The sequence below is a fragment of the Nocardioides aquiterrae genome, from assembly GCF_039526625.1.
Lineage (GTDB): Bacteria > Actinomycetota > Actinomycetes > Propionibacteriales > Nocardioidaceae > Nocardioides > Nocardioides aquiterrae.
On record NZ_BAAAJE010000026.1, the window covers coordinates 129,112 to 146,257 of the forward strand.

The following is a 17,146-nucleotide window of genomic DNA, read 5'->3' on the forward strand; positions in this document are numbered from 1 at the left end:
CCGGCAGTCCGCGCGGAACGGCGCCCGGAGCTGGCTGCTCCGGGCGCCGTCCCTCAGTGCTCGACCGTCAGGAACCCGTCTTGACGTCGACCAGGGTCACCCGGTCGGAGTCCTGGTAGGCCAGGTAGCCGAGGTAGTGCGAGTTGGCGTCCAGACCGGACCACGACACCGTCACCGACGTCGCCTGGTTCTGGGTCACCGGCACCGGGTTCGGCGTGACCGTCAGGTTGCCCGCCGTCGCCGCCGGGTTGATGTCCCAGAAGTCGAAGGCGTACTCCATCGGCGACCCGGCCGTGCCGGCCGAGAAGCCGTCGATCTCGACGATGTAGGTGCCCGGGTCGGGGTCGGTGAGGGTCACCGCCTCGTCACCCGACGCCGTCGCCGACTGACCCACCAGCGCAAAGATGTCGTTCGGGTCGCAGGAGTCGCTGGCGTAGACGAACATGTCGAGGTCGGCGGTGTTGTCCGCCGCGTCGACCTGGAACTTCGCCAGCGAGCTGTTGTCGGCGACCGTCACGCACTCGAGGTCGTAGTCGTTCGGCGCGACGGAGTCCTGCTGCGTGTCCGACTTGGCCATGCCGTGCGGCGTGATGGCCAGGTCACCGGTGAAGCCCGCGGTGAGCGGGACGTCGACCGATCCGGACGTCGTGTCTCCCGACACCGAGGCCGGTGCGTCGACCGACAGCGGCTGGAGCGCCACCGGCAGCTTGACGGTCGTCGGACCGCGCAGGATCACCGACCCCGACACGTACTGGCCCAGCGGCGCAGTGGTGCGGGTGAAGGTGAACCGGATGTCCTCGAGGTCGCCCACGCGGGTGGCGTGCACCGAGCCCTTGTTGGTCGTGAGCTTGAACCCGGGGACGTGCGACTCGATCTTCCAGGTGCCCTTCTGCGACGCACGGAACGTGCGCGGGAAGGACGTCTCGCCGGTCACCGAGCCGTCGGCCATCGAGGGCAGGTTGACGTCCTTCGGGTCCACGGCCGGGTAGCCGGTGTCGAGGCCCTGCTGGGTGAGGAAGCCGCGCCACTGGACGGGACCCGACTCGACGAACAGGCCCGGGTCGAAGAACCTCTTCGGCGTGACGATGCCGGCGCCCTGGGCGAGCGCGTCGGTGGACGCCTTGCCGTCCTCGGTCTTCGTCGCGGATGCCGTCGTCATCATCGCGGACTTGATCTGCATCGGGGTCCACTGCGGGTGCTGGCCCAGGAGGAACGCACCGAGGCCGGTGATGTGCGGCGCGGCCATCGACGTACCGGAGTAGAGGTCGTAGTCGCGGTCGTGGTTCGACGGCGGGGCCACCGCCGCGAGGACGCTGACACCCGGCGCTGCGATGTCCGGCTTGAGCATGTCGCCGTCGCCGACCAGGATGGGTCCGCGCGAGGAGAAGCCGGCCACCTGCGGCAGCGGAGCGTCGTGGTGGGTCAGGTTGCCGAGCTTGAACGACGCGGTCGCCGAGTCGCCGGCCGAGGCCAGGTAGTTGTAGACCTTCGGCCCGTCGGTGTCGGAGATGTGGATGGTCGGCACCGAGTGGAAGTCGGCGTCGAGGCTGTTCGGCGACGGGTTGACCAGGACCATCGCGATGCCGCCCGCTCGGGCGACCTCGGCGCTCTTGGCGACCCGGTCGTACACGCCCCGCAGGCAGACGACGATCTTGCCGCCGACCGCAGCCGGGTCGAGGGTGTCCGGACCGCAACGCACCAGCGCGTCCGGGTCGGCGCCCACGACGCCGCTGTCAGCGGCGTCGACGAGCGGGCTGCTCGGGACCGGGGTGGTCGAGATCGACGCACCGACGATCTTCTTGCCGTTGCCCAGCACGAGGGTGTTCACGAAGTTGGTGTACGTCGTCGCCGCCACCGTGGTCTCCCACGGGCTCGGGTGGTCGAGCGTCGAGGCGCCCGGGCCGGAGTTGCCGGCCGACGTCGAGACGAAGATTCCGGCCTCGGCCGCACCCTCGAAGGCGAGCTCGGAGGCGTCGAGCGTGGGGCTGGCGTCGCCACCGACGGAGAAGTTGATGACGTCGACGCCGTCGATCACGGCCTGGTCGATCGCCTGGACGATGTCGGCGTTGTTGCAGCCGCTGTCGTCGGGGTTGGCGGCTTCCCAGCAGACCTTGTAGACCGCGAGGCGGGCGGCCGGGGCCATGCCGCTGATCGTGCCGAAGTTGCGGCCCTCGGTGGTCGCCTTGGCGACCTTGTTGCCCGCGGCCGTGCTGGCGGTGTGGGTGCCGTGGCCGCCACCGTCACGGGCCGAGACCTGCTCGGTGTCCGCGAGGTCCTCGACCGGGACGGACTGCAGGAAGCTGTCGCCGTAGTAGCGGGCGCTGATGATCTTGGTGCTGCAGTCGCTGGCGTCCCAGCCGTCGCCCGGCTGGCACGCCCCGTGGAAGACCGTGCCGTCGGCCTTCTCCATGCGGGTGGAGTCACCGCTGCTGGAGATGTCCCACTGCGTCTTCGGCGTCGACGAGAGCGGCTTGCCCGTGAAGGACTTCGACTCCGGCCAGATGCCCGAGTCGAGGTCACCGACGACGATGCCGGAGCCGGCGTTCGCCTGGCCGCCGTGCATCTGCCAGGCGCCCTTCTTGCCGGTCATGCCGAGGAACTCCGGGGTGTTGACGTTGTCGAGCTTCAGCGTCTTCGACGGCTCGACGAGCAGGACCCGGCGGTCCGAGGACAGGCCGATCGCCTGCTCCTTGGTCAGGTCGGCAACGAACCCGTTGCTGGCCACCGTGAAGTCCGCGACCGGCTTCGCGCCGTACTGCTTGGCGATCGAGGCGTGCGTCGAGCGCAGGTGCTGGGTGTACGCCGCGACCCGGGAGCCGCGGGCGTCGAACTGACCGCTCGTCGCGCGGGTCGCCTTGAAGCGGGGGTTGCCGCCGGCGTAGGTCGCGGCAGCGGGGGCCTTCAGCATGACGAGGTAGCGCCCGTTGCTGAAGTGCAACGCGGGGGCCGCGGAGGCGTTGCCACCCGGCGCCGCGGTGGCGGCCGGGTTGCTGGCGAGGAGGCCGGCGACGACCACCCCCGCCGAGAGCAGGCCGACGGCGCGCCTGCGCGTCACCGAGCCTGAGGAACGTGATGTCACGGTGGTGCTCCATCCGAGTGAGTGCTGACGAGAGATGTTGCGGTCAGTGACGCAGATCACGGCCGACGCGCAGCGTCGTCCACCCAAGGTCAGAAGGTGCACCTACGTCAAGAGGTAAGCGCCGAAGATCTTCCTTCGGGGGAGATCCGGCCTGAGGGGCCCCGGGCGGTGCTGGACAGGCACGCCGGCCGCGCCGATGATGGCGGCATGGTCTGGATGGTCGTCGCCCTCGTGGTGGTGCTGCTGGGGCTCGGGTACTGGTGGAGCGCACGCCGCGGCCGCGGCGTCGACCGGCAGGCGCTGTACGAGCTGCGGGTGAGGGACGCACGCAAGACGACGGACCCGAACACGCCCGGCTCCTTCATGTGACCGGCCCCGGGCGAGCGGCGGGCCCGGTCAGCGATAGGTCAGGTGCTCGCCCTCCAGGTGCGGGTGCTCGTTGAACGTGAGCATGCGGGCGCCGGTGGAGCCGACGACGACCCGGGTGAACGACGAGTTCACGATCGTGGTGTTGAAGCGGCTCCACAGCCGGCCGAACGTCGCGTCGTCCGCGTCCGGGTCGAGCAGCGCCGCGCAGGCGGCCGCGATCGGGCCTCCGGAGGTGACCACGACCGCGGTCCCGCCGGGGCCGGCCTGAGCACAGACGTCCCGCAGCGACGCGGTCACCCGGGCGCGGAACGCCGGCCACGGCTCGTCGTACTCCGCGTCGTGCTCGCCGGCGGTCCAGCGGGCGGTGGCGAGCTCGAAGACGCGCTGGAACTCGCGGTTGCCGAGCTCGCCCTCCGGGGGGTCGGGGTAGCGTGCCACGACGCCGAGGTGGTCGAACTCGTCCCACCCGGGGTCGACCACGGCGTCGGTCCACCCGGCCGCCTCGGCCGTCTCCCGGTGCCGGCGCATCGAGCCGCGCACCAGCGCGGTCGGCTTGTCGGCCTTCGTCCGCAGCCAGTCGCCCAGCAGGCGGCCCTGCTCCCAGCCGGTCTCGGACAGCACGTCGTAGTCGTCGGCCCCGAACGACGCCTGCCCGTGGCGGACCAGGATCACCACACCCATGGGTCGGACCCTAGACGGAAGGCCCGTCCGGGCCATTCCCGGTCCCGGGCCGCGGGCCTACGGTCGGAGGATGTTCATCCAGGTGTTCCAGGGCACGTGCACCCGTCCGGACGAGCTCAAGGCGGTCCTGGACCGGTGGCCGGTCGAGCTCGGGCCCGGGGCGGACGGCTGGCTCGGCGGGACCTACGGGTTCACCGACGACGACTACTTCGTCGCCGTGGTGCGCTTCGAGGACCGGGCCGCCGCGGAGGCGAACTCCCGCCGCCCCGAGCAGGGCGCCTGGGCCGAGCAGCTGATGGCGGCCTTCGACGGGCCGGTGGAGTTCCACGACTCCGACGACGTCACGCTGCTCTTCGACGGCGGCTCGGACGAGGCCGGCTTCGTCCAGGTCATCCAGGGCCGGGTCGACGACCCCGAGCGGCTGCGCCGCGTGATCGCGTCGGATCCGGCCGAGCTGCGCCGGCTGCGGCCCGAGATCATCGGCGCGACGCTGGCGTTGGAGCCCGACGGGTCGTTCACCGAGACCGTGGCGTTCACCGACGAGGCGAGCGCCCGGTCGGGCGAGTCCGCCGAGCTGCCGCCCGACGTCCGGGCCGAGCTCGACTGGGCGCTGGCCGGCGCCACGTTCCACGACCTGCGGGAGCCGTGGTTCGGCGCGCCGTAGGTCCCACCCGTCACAGGTTTCACCGGTTGACCGGGGAAACCCGACCGACACGCCGGGCGGGGACGGCGTGTCGCGCGGGTTTCACCGGCTGACCGGTGAAACCCGCGCACGGCGTCGATCAGGCCGGGAACGAGCCGCCCGAGGCGGCCAGGTCGCGCAGGTACGCCGACGGGCGGAACCGGTCGCCGTACCGCTCCGCGAGCTCGTCGGCGCGCTTGACGAACGCGCCGAGGCCGACCTGGCCGGCGACGTTCTCGTAGCCCTGCATGTACTGCGCGGCACCACCGGTCATGGCCGGGAAGCCGATGCCCATGATCGAGCCGATGTTCGCGGCGGCGGCGGACTCGATGACGCCCTCCTCGAAGCACTTCGCGGTCTCGAGCGCCTCGATGAACAGCATCCGCTCACGCATGTCCTCGATCGGCAGCCGCTCCTCGGCGAGGGGGAACGTCTCGGCCAGGCCCTTCCACAGTCCGGCGCGCTGGCCGTTCTCGTCGTACTCGTAGAAGCCGGCGCCCTTGAGCCGCGACGGGCGGCCGAGCCCGATCATCGTCTCGACGACCTGCTCGCCGGCCGACGGCTCCCACGTGCGGCCCTCGCGCTCGGCGGCCTCCCGGTTGGCCTTCTGGATCTTGGCCATCAGCTCCATGTTGAGCTCGTCGGTCAGCTGCAGCGGGCCCACCGGGTAGCCGGCCTGGGTCGCGGCCCGCTCGATCGACACCGGGTGGCAGCCCTCGGCGAGCATCGCCAGGCCCTCCATCACCTGGGTGCCGATCACCCGCGAGGTGTAGAAGCCGCGGCTGTCGTTGACGACGATCGGGGTCTTGCGGATCTGCTGGACGACGTCGTACGCCTTGGCCAGCGCGACGTCCGAGGTCTCCTCGCCCTTGATGATCTCGACCAGCGGCATCTTGTCCACGGGGGAGAAGAAGTGCAGGCCGATGAAGTCCGCCGGCCGGTCGACGCCGGTGGCGAGCTCGGTGATCGGCAGCGTCGAGGTGTTGGAGCACAGCAGCGCGTCGGCGTCGACGTACGGCGCGATCTCGGCGAACACCTGCTGCTTCAGCGACGGGTCCTCGAACACCGCCTCGATCACCAGGTCGCAGCCGGCCAGGTCGGACGGGTCCGCGGTCGGCGTGATGCGGTCGAGCAGCTCCTGGGACTTCTCCTCGGTCAGCTTGCCGCGCGAGACCGCCTTGGCGTTGAGCTTCTCCGAGTACGCCTTGCCCTTCTCGGCGTTCGCCAGCTCGACGTCCTTGAGCACGACCTGCATGCCGGCGCGGGCGCACGAGTAGGCGATGCCGGCGCCCATCATGCCGGCGCCGAGGACGCCGACCTTCGTCGCCTTGAAGGGCTCGATGCCCTGGGGGCGGAGCTTGCCGGCGTTGATGGCCTGGAGGTCGAAGAAGAACGCCTGGATCATGTTCTTCGACGACTGGTTGACGATCAGGTTCGTCAGGTAGCGCGACTCGATCCGCGAGGCGGTGTCGAAGTCCAGCGCCGCGCCCTCGACCGCCGCGGACAGGATCGCCCGCGGCGCCTGGTAGACCGCGCCCTTGGTCTGCTTGCGCAGCAGCGCCGGGAACGCCGGCAGGAAGCCGGCCAGCGCCGGGGACGTCGGGGAGCCGCCGGGCATCTTGTAGCCCGGCCGGTCCCAGGGGTTCTGGCTCTCGTCCGGGTTGGCCTTGATCCAGGCCTTCGCGGCCGGGACCAGCTCCTCGCGCGTGGCGACCAGCTCGTCGACGAGGCCCTTCTCCGCAGCGAGCGCCGGCTTGAACTGGGTGCCCGGGAGCAGCACGTCCATCAGGCCGGACTGCAGGCCGAGCAGGCGGACGACGCGGGTCACGCCGCCCCCGCCCGGCAGCAGGCCGAGGGTCGACTCCGGCAGCCCGATCTTGACGCTGTCGTCGTCGACGGCGATCCGGTGGTTGCACGCCAGGCAGATCTCGAAGCCGCCACCGAGCGCGGCGCCGTTGATCGCGGCCACCACCGGCCTCGGGTAGAGCTCGAGCTTGCGCAGGCCGGCCTTGACCGCCTCGCCCAGGGCGAACACCGCGGCGGCGTCGGCCTTGGTCGCCTGCATCATGTTCTTGAGGTTCCCGCCGGCGAAGAAGGTCTTCTTCGCGCTCGCGATCACCACGCCGGTGACGCTGTCCACCTCGTCGTACAGCCGCTGCACGGCGGCGGCCATCGACTCCTGGTAGAGCTCGTTCATGGTGTTCGCGCTCGCGGTCGGGTCGTCGAGCGTCAGGGTGACGATGCCGTCGGCGTCCTTGTCGTAGTGGACAGCGGTGCTCTGGTCGGTGCTGGTGCTCATCTTCGGAGGTCCTCTTCAGCCATTCGGATGTCTGTGGTGTCGGTGGTCTGTCGGCTCACCGGGTCTCGACACGCTCCTCGCGACTTCGCAAGCTCAGTCGCGTCGCTCGCTCGACCACCGTCGTATCGCGTCGACTCGTCGACGGTGGTCTGGCGGCTTCGCCGCTCAGACCACCTCGACGATCGTCGCGATACCCATGCCGCCGCCGACGCAGAGCGTGGCGAGGCCGCGGCGCAGGTCCCGGCGCTGGAGCTCGTCGATGAGCGTGCCGAGGATCATCGCGCCGGTGGCGCCGAGCGGGTGGCCCATGGCGATCGCGCCGCCGTTGACGTTGGTGATGTCGTGGCTGATGCCCAGGTCGCGCATGAACCGCATCGCGACCGCGGCGAACGCCTCGTTGATCTCGAAGAGGTCGATGTCCCCGACCTCGAGGCCGGCCCTGGCCAGCGCCTTGCGCGCGGCCGGCGCGGGGCCGGTGAGCATGATCGTGGGGTCGGCGCCGGACACGGCGGTCGCGAGCACGCGGGCCCGCGGGGTGAGGCCGAGCTGCGCGCCGACCTCCTCGGTGCCGATCGCCATCAGCGCGGCGCCGTCGACGATGCCGGACGAGTTGCCGGCGTGGTGCACGTGGTCGATCTTCTCGACCCAGTGGTACTTCTCGAGCGCCACGTCGTCGAACCCGGCGTCGCGCCCGATCTGCTCGAAGCTCGGCTTGAGGCCGGCGAGGCCCTCGGGCGAGGTGTCGGGCCGGATGGTCTCGTCGTGGTCCAGGACCGTGAGGCCGTTGATGTCCGTGACCGGCACGATGGCGTTGGCGAAGTAGCCGTTGGCCCAGGCCTTGGCGGCCCGGTGGTGGGACTCCGCGGCGTACGCGTCGACGTCCGCGCGGGTCCAGCCCTCGATGGTCGCGATCAGGTCGGCGCCGATGCCCTGCGGCACGAAGCCGGTCTTCAGCGCGGTGGCCGGGTCGGACGCCCACGCGCCGCCGTCCGAGCCCATCGGCACCCGGCTCATCGACTCCACGCCGCCGGCGAGGATCAGGTCCTCGAAGCCGCCGCGGACGCGGGATGCGGCCTGGTTGACCGCCTCGAGGCCCGAGGCGCAGAAGCGGTTCAGCTGCACGCCGGCGACGGTCTCGGGGTACCCGGCCTTGAGGGCCGCGGTCTTGGCGATGTCGCCACCCTGCTCGCCGATCGGCGAGACGACACCGAGCACGACGTCGTCGACGCGCTCCGGGTCGAGCGTGGGGTTGCGCACCCTGATCTCGTCGAGGAGCCCGACCATCAGATCGACGGGCTTCACCTCGTGGAGCGAGCCGACCTTCTTGCCCTTGCCGCGCGGCGTGCGAATGTGGTCGTACACGAATGCCTCTGCCATGTCAGCGATTGTGACACTATTACTGTCATCGTCAACAGGACGATCGGTGTGGTGCGGGTCACGAGGAGTGGGATGGACGGGCTGCTGACGCTCGAGGAGCTGACGACGCGGGTCGGCATGAGCGTGCGGAACATCCGGTTCTACACGACCAAGGGCCTGGTCCCGCCGCCGATCCGCCGCGGCCGCTCGGGCTACTACAGCGCCGACCACGTCGCCCGGCTCGAGCTGGTCCAGGAGCTCCAGGCCCACGGCTTCACGCTGTCTGCGATCGAGAAGTACGTCGCGCGCATCCCGGCCGACGCCACCCCCGAGGACATCGCGCTGCACCGCACGATGCTCGCGCCCTGGCAGGCCGACCTCCCCGTCGAGATGTCGCGGGCCGAGCTCGAGAAGCGCACCGGCCGCACGCTCAGCGACGACGACCTGACCACCTTGGCCGCCCTCGGCATCGTGTTCCGCACCAAGCGCGGCCGGTACGAGGTCGCCGTCTCCCAGCTGTCCGTCGGCCTCGGCCTGCTCGACCTCGGCTTCCCGACCGAGGCCGCGCTCGCGGCGGCCGACGTGTACGCCGAGCACGGCCGCCAGATCGCCAAGGAGCTGAACGAGCTGTTCCGCACCATGGTCTGGCCGGTCTACAAGGAGGCGGGGGCGTCGCCGGACCGGCTGCGCGAGGTGGTGGAGCGCCTCAAGCCGCTGTCGGTGGCGAGCCTGGTCTCGGCGTACGAGGCCGCCATGGACGAGACCCGCCGCGAGAACATCGCCCGCCGCGCCCGGTAGCGCGGTACCGAAGGGACGCGGTGGGTACGACGGACCCCGTGAAGACCGTCCTCGTCACCGGCGCCACCGGGTTCATCGGCCGCCACCTGGTCCCCGACCTCGTCGACCGCGGGCACACCGTGCGCGCGATGACCCGCCACCCCGAGACGTACGACGGGCCGGGCGAGCCGGTCGCGGGCGACGTCTCCGACCCCGGCTCCCTGGCCGCGCCGCTGGAGGGTGTGGACGTCGCGGTCTACCTCGTGCACTCCCTGGACGACGACGCGTTCGAGGAGCGCGACGCCGAGGCGGCGAAGGCGTTCGGGCTCGCCGCGGCCGCGAGCGGGGTGCGCCAGATCGTCTACCTCGGAGGGCTCGGCAAGGACGACGCCGACCTCTCCCCGCACCTGCGGTCCCGGCGGGAGGTCGAGCGGCTGCTCGGCGAGGCGGGCGTGCCCGTCACGACGCTGCGGGCGGCGATCGTGGTCGGCGCCGGTGGCATCTCGTGGGAGATGACGCGACAGCTGATCAAGAACCTGCCCGGGATGGTGGTGCCGAAGTGGGCCTCGACCCGGACCCAGCCGATCGCCCTGGACGACGTGGTCCGCTACCTGGCCGGCGTGATCGGCCGCGAGGAGGCGTACGGCCGCGCGTTCGAGATCGGCGGCCCGGACCAGCTCAGCTACGTGGACATGCTCCAGCAGGCCGCCGAGGTCATCGACGGGCACCGGGTGCCGATCGTGACCGTCCCCGTGCTGACGCCGCGGCTGTCGTCGTACTGGATCTCGTTCGTCACCAACGTGGACGCGACGACGGGCCGCAACCTGATCGAGTCGATGGGCACCGAGGTGATCGTGACCGACCACGCGATCCGGGACCTCGTGCCGGGCGAGCCGCTCACGTACGCCGAGGCGGTGCGGCGCGCGATCGCCGAGGACGCCGGCGGCTAGAACAGCGCCGGGAGCGCGAACAGCATCACCATCGACCAGGTGCAGTGGGTCAGCATCGGCGCGAGGACGCCGCCGGTGGCGCGGCGCTCCAGGCCGACGACCACGCCGAGGAGCGCCGCGGCGAGCACGAGCGTCAGGTTGCCCGTGGCGAGCGTCGCGATCGCGTAGGCCAGCGTGGTCCAGGCGACGGGGTGGCGCGGGATAGCGGCGAAGGCGGCGCCCCGGAAGAACAGCTCCTCGGCGACGCCGTTGACGAGCGTGACGAGGGCGACGAGCGGCAGGGACCCGCGGTCGGCGTGGTCGACCACGTCGCGGACCTGGTCGTGCAGGAAGTCGACCTGCCGGACGACCAGGGCGCCGACGACGAAGACCGCGCCGAGCCCGAGTCCCACCACCACCGGCAGGACGACGGGCCGCCGGAGCCCGTTGCGGGTGTCGACGCGGCCCAGGTGGAGCGGACCGGAGGCGAACGCGCCCGCCACCCAGACGCCGGCGAGCGCCAGCGTGGCGGGGTAGAACCAGGCGCTGCCCGGCTCGATGCGCAGGGAGAAGCCGAGCACCACGCCGCCCACCACGACGAACGTCGCGGTGACCAGCTGGCGGCGGCGGAGCGCGGCGGGGCTGTCGCGGTGGTCGCGCGGGACGACGTCCCAGAGCGCTCGCCGCACCCAGCTCAGCACCGCAGCTCCACCCCTTCCTCGCGCCGTCCGGGCCGCGAGCTCCGGGGCGACCGGGCTAGGAGGTCAGCCCGTCCTTGACGTCCTTGGCGGCGTCCTTGACGTGCTCCCCGGCGTTCTTGAGCTTGCCGGACGCCTGGTCGCCCTTGCCCTCGGCCTGGAGGTCACGGTCGCCGGTGGCCTCGCCGACCGACTCCTTGCCGTGCCCCTTGAGCTCTTCGGCCTTGTTCTCTGCCTTGTCCTTGAGTCCCATGCTCGCCTAGTGACCGCTGCGAGCGGGGCCGAAACCTCAGCGCCGGCCCGAGCTGAACGACGAGGCGCTGTGGCGGGACTGCCCGCCGGACGCCGCGGCGGGCCGCCGGCGCGAGCGGCCGCCACCACCGGCGGGCTTGGCCGCCGACTGGCCCGAACCCTGCTGGGAACCCTGCTGCTGGGTCGCGGGCTGGCCGCCACGCCGGCCGCGCGACCGGTTGCGCCCGCTACCGCCCTGGCTGCGTCCGCCGCCCTGGCGGGCCGGGGTCGCCGGGGCCTCGACCACGAGGCCGCCCGGGACCGTGACGCGCTCGCCGGGGGCGAGCTCGGCCAGCAGCGGGTGGCTGGAGCCGGAGATCCGGGTGATGGTCGGCTTGATGCCGGCCGCGCGGGTGAGGTCGCGGACGTCGCGCACCTGCTCGTCGGTCATCAGCGTGATCACGGTGCCCTTGGCACCCGCGCGCGCCGTCCGGCCCGAGCGGTGCAGGTAGGCCTTGTGCTCGACCGGCGGGTCGGCGTGCACGACCAGCGCGACGTCGTCCACGTGGATGCCGCGCGCGGCGATGTCGGTGGCGACCAGCGTGGAGGCCTTGCCGGAGTGGAAGGCGTCCATGTTGCGGGTCCGCGCGCCCTGGCTGAGGTTGCCGTGCAGCTCGACGGTCGGGACGCCGTTCCGGTTGAGCTGCCGGGTCAGCGCCTTGGCGCCGTGCTTGGTGCGCGTGAAGACGACCGTGCGGCCGGGGGCGCTGGTCAGGTCGGTCAGCACCGAGACGCGGTGCTCGCGGGCCACGTGCAGGACGTGGTGGTCCATGGTCGCGACCGGAGACTGCGCCGAGTCGGCCTCGTGGGTGACCGGGTTGCGCAGGAAGCGCTTGACGAGCACGTCGATCGCCTTGTCCAGCGTCGCCGAGAACAGCAGCCGCTGGCTCTCCCGCGGGGTGCGGTCGAGCAGCCGGCGCACGCCGGGCAGGAAGCCGAGGTCGGCCATGTGGTCGGCCTCGTCGAGCACCGTCACCTCGACGGCGCCGAGGTCGCAGTGGCCCTGGCCGATCAGGTCCTCGAGCCGGCCGGGGCAGGCGAGCACGATGTCGGCGCCGCGGCGCAGGCCCTGGACCTGCGGGTTCTGGCCGACGCCGCCGAACACGGTCTGGGTCGTCAGGCCGGCGGCCTTCGCCAGCGGCTCGAGCGACTCCTGGATCTGGCCGACCAGCTCACGGGTCGGCGCGAGCACGAGGGCGCGCGGCCGGCCAGGGCGGGCCCGACCACCGGACGCCGCGAGGCGCGCGACGAGCGGCACGAGGAAGGCGTAGGTCTTGCCGGAGCCGGTGCGGCCCCGGCCGAGGACGTCGCGACCCGCGAGGGAGTCGGGAAGCGTCGCGGCCTGGATGGGAGTGGGAATGGTGATGCCGCGGGTCGCGAGGACGGCGGCGAGGTCAGCGGGCACGCCGAGGTCGGCGAAGCCCGCAGCCGAAGCTACGGAAGACAAAGAGGATTCACTCACTGCTGGGGGTGTCTCGCCAGCATGGGATGGAGCTGGCGCAGGAGCGTGACGCTCGCGCAGGGCCCGAGGCAAGACGGAACGGGCTACGAGAAAGAGTGTACGGGAGTGGTGCCCGATTCAACGATTCAGCGGAACGTCAGCACCCCGTCGTCGAGCCGGTCGTGGTTGATCGACCGCACGTCCTTGAGGTAGTTCTGCCGCAGCTTCCAGGGTTCCCGGTCGCCCTGCCGGGGCAGCTCGTCGAGCGCCCGGAGGATGTAGCCCGAGCTGAAGTCGATCAGCCGCTCCTCGCCGACCGAGGGGTCGCGCGGCGCGACCACCCGGCGTACGCCGTGCTCGTCCATGTAGCTCAGCAGCCGGCACACGAAGTCCGCGACCAGGTCGGCCTTGAGAGTCCAGGACGCGTTCGTGTAGCCGATCGTGAACACGAAGTTCGGCACGTCGCTGAGCATCAGCGCCTTGTAGGTCATGGTGTCCTGCATCTTGACCTCGGCGCCGTCGACGGTGAGGTCCATGCCGCCCATCGCCTTCAGCGTCAGGCCGGTCGCGGTCACGATCACGTCCGCCTCGAGCTCCTCACCGGAGCGCAGCAGGATGCCCTTCTCGGTGAACCGCTCGATGTGGTCGGTGACCACCGACGCGGACCCGCTGCGCAGCGCCTTGAAGAGGTCGCCGTCCGGCACGAAGCAGACCCGCTGGTCCCACGGGTTGTACGCGGGCTTGAAGTGCTCGTCGACGTCGATGTCCGGCGGCAGCGCCTTCATGGCCTCCTTGCGGATGAAGCCCTTGACCAGCTCCGGGCGGCGCCGCGACAGCTGGAAGAACAGCGTGGCCTGGAGGATCGCCTTCGACCGCACGACCCGGTAGCGCAGCTTCGACGGCAGCCAGCCCAGGCGGGTCGCGACCGGGTCACGGCCGGGCAGCGAGAGGACGTACGTCGGCGAGCGCTGCAGCATCGTGACGTGGCCGGCGCCGGCGTTCGCCATCGCGGGCACCAGCGTCACCGCGGTCGCGCCGGAGCCGATGACCACGACCTTCTTGCCGGTGTAGTCGAGGTCCTCGGGCCAGTGCTGCGGGTGCACGATCGTGCCGCGGAAGTCCTCCTGGCCGGGGAACTCGGGCGTGAAGCCGCGGTCGTAGTCGTAGTAGCCGCCGCACGTCCACAGGAAGCTCGTGGTGATCTCCCGGTGCTCGCCGTCGACCTCGGCGTCGACGGTCCACAGGTTCGTGCTCGAGTCCCAGCGCGCGCCGACCACCCGGTGCCGGTAGCGGATCAGCCGGTCCACGCCGTACTCGCGGGCCACGGTGCGGAGGTACTCGAGGATCGAGGGGCCGTCGGCGAGCGCGACGTCGCCCTCCCAGTGCCGCCACTTGAACCCGAACGTGAACATGTCGGAGTCGGAGCGGATGCCGGGGTAGCGGAACAGGTCCCAGGTCCCGCCGCTGGCCTCGCGCGCCTCCAGGACCGCCACCGACCTCTCGGGGTGCTCGGTGCGCAGCCGGCAGGCGGCGCCGATGCCGGACAGCCCGGCGCCGATGATCAGGACGTCGACGTGCTCGGTCATGCGGGACACCTTACTGAATATCTGTCAACAAGCATAGAGCTCGACGAACCGTGACAGCAGCCGCGGCGGATGCTCCACGTGGCTGCGGCGCGCCATCGCCTGGATCCGCTCGGCCTCCTCGGGCGGGTCGAAGTAGCCGTGGTGGCGGTAGATGTCGATGCGCAGGCAGATGCCCTCGACGTCGAGCTCGGGGTGGAACTGCGTGGCGTAGACGTTGCGGCCCATCCGGAACGCCTGGACCGGGCAGGTGGCGCTGCCGGCCAGCCGCTCGGCGCCCGCGGGCAGCCGGGTCACCGCCTCCTTGTGGCCGAGGAACGCGTCGAACTCCCGGGGCAGCGCGCCGAGCAGCGGGTCGACCACGCCGGCCTCGGTCAGCGTGATGCGGGTCGCCTGGATCGGCTCGCCGTAGGTCCGGTCGACCAGGCCGCCGCGCAGCCCGCCGAGCACGCCGATGCCGTAGCAGGCGCCGAGGAACGGGAAGTCCTCGGCGAGCACGAGCTCGGCCAGCCCGCGCAGCTCGGCCTCGGCGCGCTTCTGGGCGGCGCTCTTGACCTCCTCCGGGTCGCTGGAGTTGAACGGGCCGCCGCCGAGGATGATCCCGGACCAGTCGGCGAGGTCGACCGGGCCGAGCGCGGCGGCCTCGAGCCGGTGCCGGCGTACGTCGCGCTCGTCGAGCCCGGAGCAGGCGAGGACCGCGGCGTACTCGCTGTCCGCGGCGGCGTCCTCCGCGCGGGTGCCCAGGAAGAGGAACGGCTTCATGCTTGTACGGCCGCGCCGCTCTCGATCAGGTCGTCGACGTCGTCGATCCCCCAGGCTGCGAGCGCCTCGCGGGTGCTGTCGCCCGCGGACTCGGCCAGCCGCCCGATCGTGGCCTCGGTGCGCGAGAACCGCGGGGCGGGAGCGGGCTGGAGGTAGCCGTCGTGGTGGACGAGCGTGCCGCGCGCCTTGATGTGCGGGTGCTCGGCGGCCTCGGTGAGCGGGAGGATCCCGGCCACGCAGGCGTCGGTGCCCTCGAAGACCTCGACCCACTCGGCCTGCGTCCGCTGCCGGAAGGTCTCCGCGATGAGCTTGCGCAGGGCGTCGGCCTGGGTCGCGTCGTACCGGTCCGGGGCGGTGTCCTCGATGCCCAGCAGCCGGACGAACTCGGCGTAGAACTGCGGCTCCAGCGCGCCGACGGACATGTGCCGGCCGTCGGCGGTCTCGTAGAGGTCGTAGTACGGGACCCCGCCGTCCAGCAGGTTGGCGGCCCGCTCCTCGCGGTAGCCGCCGGAGGCGAGGAACGCCGCCGTCATCGTGTTGAGGTGGGCGGTGCCGTCGACGATCGCGGCGTCCACGACCTGGCCCTGCCCGCTGACCCGGGCCTCGAGCAGCGCGGCGAGGATGCCGATCACGAGGTACGTCGAGCCGCCGCCGAAGTCGCCCACCAGGTTGCCCGGGAAGTGCGGCCGGCTCTTGTCCTGGCCGAGCCCGAACAGCGCACCGGTGATCGCGATGTAGTTCATGTCGTGTCCGGCGGCCTGCGCGAACGGCCCGTCCTGGCCCCACCCGGTCATCCGGCCGTAGACCAGGCGCTCGTTGCGCTCGCGGCACTGCTCGGGCCCGAAGCCCAGCCGCTCGGCAACGCCCGGCCGCATGCCCTCGACGAGGACGTCGGCGTCCTCGACCAGCTCGAGCACGGTCTCGACCGCCCGTGGGTTCTTCAAGTCCAGCGCGACGCTGGGCCGGCCGCGGTTGAGCAGCATGTGCGGCCCGCCGCCCGCCAGCGCCTGCCCGCCCGGCCGCTCGATCCGGATCACGTCCGCCCCGAGGTCGGCCAGGATCATGCACGCGTGCGGCCCCGGCCCGATCCCGGCGATCTCCACGACCTTCACGCCCCGGAGCGGTCCCGTCCCCTGGCCGAGTTCGATGCGCATGCGGTGATCATGACAGAGGCGCTGTCAGCGTTCCTGTGGACGGCCGGTCGCGGAACGGGGTCGGTCGGGGTGGACTGCCCGCGTGGAGAAGCTGCTGCGTGCCCAGGCGGGAACGGCGTCCCGGCGCCAGCTCGAGCAGTGCGGCCTCGACCCGCACGACATCGAGCGGCTGCTCCGACGACGTGAGCTGGTGCGGGTGCTGCCGGGAGTCTTCGTCGACCACACCGGCCCGCTCACCTGGCTGCAACGCGCGTGGGTGGGCACGCTCTACTACGCCCCGGCCGTCCTCGCCGGAGACTCGGCCCTGCGCGGCGCCATCGCCGGCTGGCGCTGCCGGGAGCACGCCATCTGGATCGCGATCGACGAGTCGCGGCGCCGTGACGAGGTCCCGGGATACCGGGTGTGCCGGGTCCGCGGCCTGACCGACCGGATCCAGCCGAACGCCTCGCCACCACGTCTGCGCCTCGAGGAGGCGGCGATCGACGAGGCGCTCCGGCAACCGACGGAGCTCGCCGCGATCGGACTGCTCGCCGACGTGTGCCAGTCGCGCCGCACCACCGCACGCCGGATCCTCCTGACCATGGAGGCGCGCCCCCGGGTGCGTCGACGGACGTGGCTGCAGGGCGTGCTCACCGACATCGCCGACGGGACCTGCTCGACCCTCGAGCACGGCTACCTCCACCGGGTGGAGCAGCCGCACGGCCTCCCGCGGGGGCGGCGCCAGGTCGCCGGGCGGGCCAGGTCCGGTGGGGCGTTGCGCGACGTCGACTACGACCCGCTGCCCCAGGTCGTCGAGCTGGACGGCCGGCTCTTCCACGACTCCGCCGGCCAGCGGGACCGGGACCTGGACCGCGATCTCGACGCCGCGGTCGACGGGCGGTCCACGATCCGCCTCGGGTGGGGCCAGGTCTTCGAGCGCCCGTGCTACACGGCGTCTCGGGTGTCCGCCCTGCTCGTCCGGGCCGGGTGGACCGGGCGCGGCCGGAAGTGCGGACCGTCGTGTGTCTTCTGACTGCGGAGTCTGTGACGTACCAGGTACGTCACA

The 17,146-nt window shown here is 71.9% G+C and carries 15 protein-coding genes; 5 read left to right on the forward strand and 10 right to left on the reverse strand.

Annotated elements, in window-relative coordinates:
- Positions 1-67: 67 nt before the first annotated feature.
- Positions 68-3,055: a S8 family serine peptidase gene (locus ABD086_RS20945; RefSeq protein ID WP_343909829.1), complete on the reverse strand. Its 2,988-nt coding sequence runs from the start codon at positions 3,053-3,055 to the stop codon at positions 68-70.
- A gap of 231 nt (positions 3,056-3,286) precedes the next feature.
- Between ABD086_RS20945 and ABD086_RS20950 the strand changes: the two genes are divergently transcribed.
- Positions 3,287-3,448, forward strand: coding sequence for a hypothetical protein (locus tag ABD086_RS20950; RefSeq protein WP_343909831.1), 162 nt, complete (start codon positions 3,287-3,289; stop codon positions 3,446-3,448).
- Between the two features lie 27 nt (positions 3,449-3,475).
- Here the strand turns inward: ABD086_RS20950 and ABD086_RS20955 are convergent, their stop codons facing one another.
- Entirely contained in the window at positions 3,476-4,129 is a 654-nt protein-coding gene (locus ABD086_RS20955; protein WP_343909833.1) for a histidine phosphatase family protein, read from the reverse strand.
- A gap of 70 nt (positions 4,130-4,199) precedes the next feature.
- Here ABD086_RS20955 and ABD086_RS20960 point away from each other — a divergent pair, with 70 nt between their 5' ends.
- The gene (locus ABD086_RS20960; RefSeq protein ID WP_343909834.1) at positions 4,200-4,793 is read left to right on the forward strand and encodes a hypothetical protein; all 594 of its coding nucleotides are present in this window, start codon (positions 4,200-4,202) and stop codon (positions 4,791-4,793) included.
- Between the two features lie 118 nt (positions 4,794-4,911).
- Here ABD086_RS20960 and ABD086_RS20965 read toward each other — a convergent pair whose 3' ends face one another.
- Both ABD086_RS20965 and ABD086_RS20970 read right to left on the reverse strand, forming a co-directional pair.
- Entirely contained in the window at positions 4,912-7,110 is a 2,199-nt protein-coding gene (locus ABD086_RS20965) for a 3-hydroxyacyl-CoA dehydrogenase NAD-binding domain-containing protein (protein WP_343909835.1), read from the reverse strand.
- A gap of 165 nt (positions 7,111-7,275) precedes the next feature.
- Positions 7,276-8,487, reverse strand: a complete 1,212-nt coding sequence (locus tag ABD086_RS20970) for an acetyl-CoA C-acetyltransferase (RefSeq protein ID WP_343909837.1) — start codon at positions 8,485-8,487, stop codon at positions 7,276-7,278.
- 72 nt (positions 8,488-8,559) lie between these two features.
- Here ABD086_RS20970 and ABD086_RS20975 point away from each other — a divergent pair, with 72 nt between their 5' ends.
- Complete coding sequence (locus ABD086_RS20975; protein WP_343909838.1) at positions 8,560-9,264, forward strand: MerR family transcriptional regulator; 705 nt, start codon at positions 8,560-8,562, stop codon at positions 9,262-9,264.
- A gap of 38 nt (positions 9,265-9,302) precedes the next feature.
- Entirely contained in the window at positions 9,303-10,193 is an 891-nt protein-coding gene (locus ABD086_RS20980; RefSeq protein WP_343909839.1) for an NAD(P)H-binding protein, read from the forward strand.
- On the opposite strand, the gene ABD086_RS20985 is transcribed toward ABD086_RS20980, so the two are convergent.
- From ABD086_RS20985 to ABD086_RS21010, 6 genes are all read right to left on the reverse strand, one after another.
- Entirely contained in the window at positions 10,190-10,873 is a 684-nt protein-coding gene (locus ABD086_RS20985; RefSeq protein ID WP_343909841.1) for a CPBP family glutamic-type intramembrane protease, read from the reverse strand. The two genes, ABD086_RS20980 and ABD086_RS20985, sit on opposite strands and share 4 nt — an antisense overlap.
- Before the next feature lie 55 nt (positions 10,874-10,928).
- A complete protein-coding gene (locus ABD086_RS20990; protein WP_343909843.1) occupies positions 10,929-11,123 on the reverse strand; it encodes a CsbD family protein in 195 nt (64 codons plus the stop codon).
- A 36-nt stretch (positions 11,124-11,159) separates the two neighbouring features.
- Positions 11,160-12,566, reverse strand: coding sequence for a DEAD/DEAH box helicase (locus ABD086_RS20995; protein ID WP_343909845.1), 1,407 nt, complete (start codon positions 12,564-12,566; stop codon positions 11,160-11,162).
- A gap of 182 nt (positions 12,567-12,748) precedes the next feature.
- Positions 12,749-14,188 carry a flavin-containing monooxygenase gene (locus ABD086_RS21000; protein ID WP_343909846.1) on the reverse strand — a complete coding sequence of 480 codons (1,440 nt, stop codon included), beginning with the start codon at positions 14,186-14,188 and terminating at the stop codon, positions 12,749-12,751.
- A gap of 24 nt (positions 14,189-14,212) precedes the next feature.
- Positions 14,213-14,947, reverse strand: a complete 735-nt coding sequence (locus ABD086_RS21005; RefSeq protein WP_343909848.1) for a glutamine amidotransferase — start codon at positions 14,945-14,947, stop codon at positions 14,213-14,215.
- On the reverse strand, positions 14,944-16,101 hold the full coding sequence (locus ABD086_RS21010) for a CaiB/BaiF CoA transferase family protein (protein ID WP_343909850.1): 1,158 nt from the start codon (positions 16,099-16,101) through the stop codon (positions 14,944-14,946). Before ABD086_RS21010 ends, ABD086_RS21005 begins: the two co-directional genes overlap by 4 nt.
- A gap of 82 nt (positions 16,102-16,183) precedes the next feature.
- Between ABD086_RS21010 and ABD086_RS21015 the strand changes: the two genes are divergently transcribed.
- Positions 16,184-17,113, forward strand: a complete 930-nt coding sequence (locus ABD086_RS21015; protein ID WP_343909852.1) for a type IV toxin-antitoxin system AbiEi family antitoxin domain-containing protein — start codon at positions 16,184-16,186, stop codon at positions 17,111-17,113.
- The last annotated feature ends 33 nt before the right edge of the window (positions 17,114-17,146 follow it).

What these genes read in the sequence shown, in the direction of transcription:
- ABD086_RS21010 (WP_343909850.1), bottom strand. Translation starts at nt 16,101, where the DNA reads ATGCGCATCGAACTCGGCCAGGGGACGGGACCGCTCCGGGGCGTGAAG.
- ABD086_RS20975 (WP_343909838.1), top strand. Translation starts at nt 8,560, where the DNA reads ATGGACGGGCTGCTGACGCTCGAGGAGCTGACGACGCGGGTCGGCATG.
- ABD086_RS20955 (WP_343909833.1), bottom strand. Translation starts at nt 4,129, where the DNA reads ATGGGTGTGGTGATCCTGGTCCGCCACGGGCAGGCGTCGTTCGGGGCC.
- ABD086_RS20990 (WP_343909843.1), bottom strand. Translation starts at nt 11,123, where the DNA reads ATGGGACTCAAGGACAAGGCAGAGAACAAGGCCGAAGAGCTCAAGGGG.
- ABD086_RS20960 (WP_343909834.1), top strand. Translation starts at nt 4,200, where the DNA reads ATGTTCATCCAGGTGTTCCAGGGCACGTGCACCCGTCCGGACGAGCTC.
- ABD086_RS20970 (WP_343909837.1), bottom strand. Translation starts at nt 8,487, where the DNA reads ATGGCAGAGGCATTCGTGTACGACCACATTCGCACGCCGCGCGGCAAG.
- ABD086_RS21005 (WP_343909848.1), bottom strand. Translation starts at nt 14,947, where the DNA reads ATGAAGCCGTTCCTCTTCCTGGGCACCCGCGCGGAGGACGCCGCCGCG.
- ABD086_RS20950 (WP_343909831.1), top strand. Translation starts at nt 3,287, where the DNA reads ATGGTCTGGATGGTCGTCGCCCTCGTGGTGGTGCTGCTGGGGCTCGGG.
- ABD086_RS21000 (WP_343909846.1), bottom strand. Translation starts at nt 14,188, where the DNA reads ATGACCGAGCACGTCGACGTCCTGATCATCGGCGCCGGGCTGTCCGGC.
- ABD086_RS20965 (WP_343909835.1), bottom strand. Translation starts at nt 7,110, where the DNA reads ATGAGCACCAGCACCGACCAGAGCACCGCTGTCCACTACGACAAGGAC.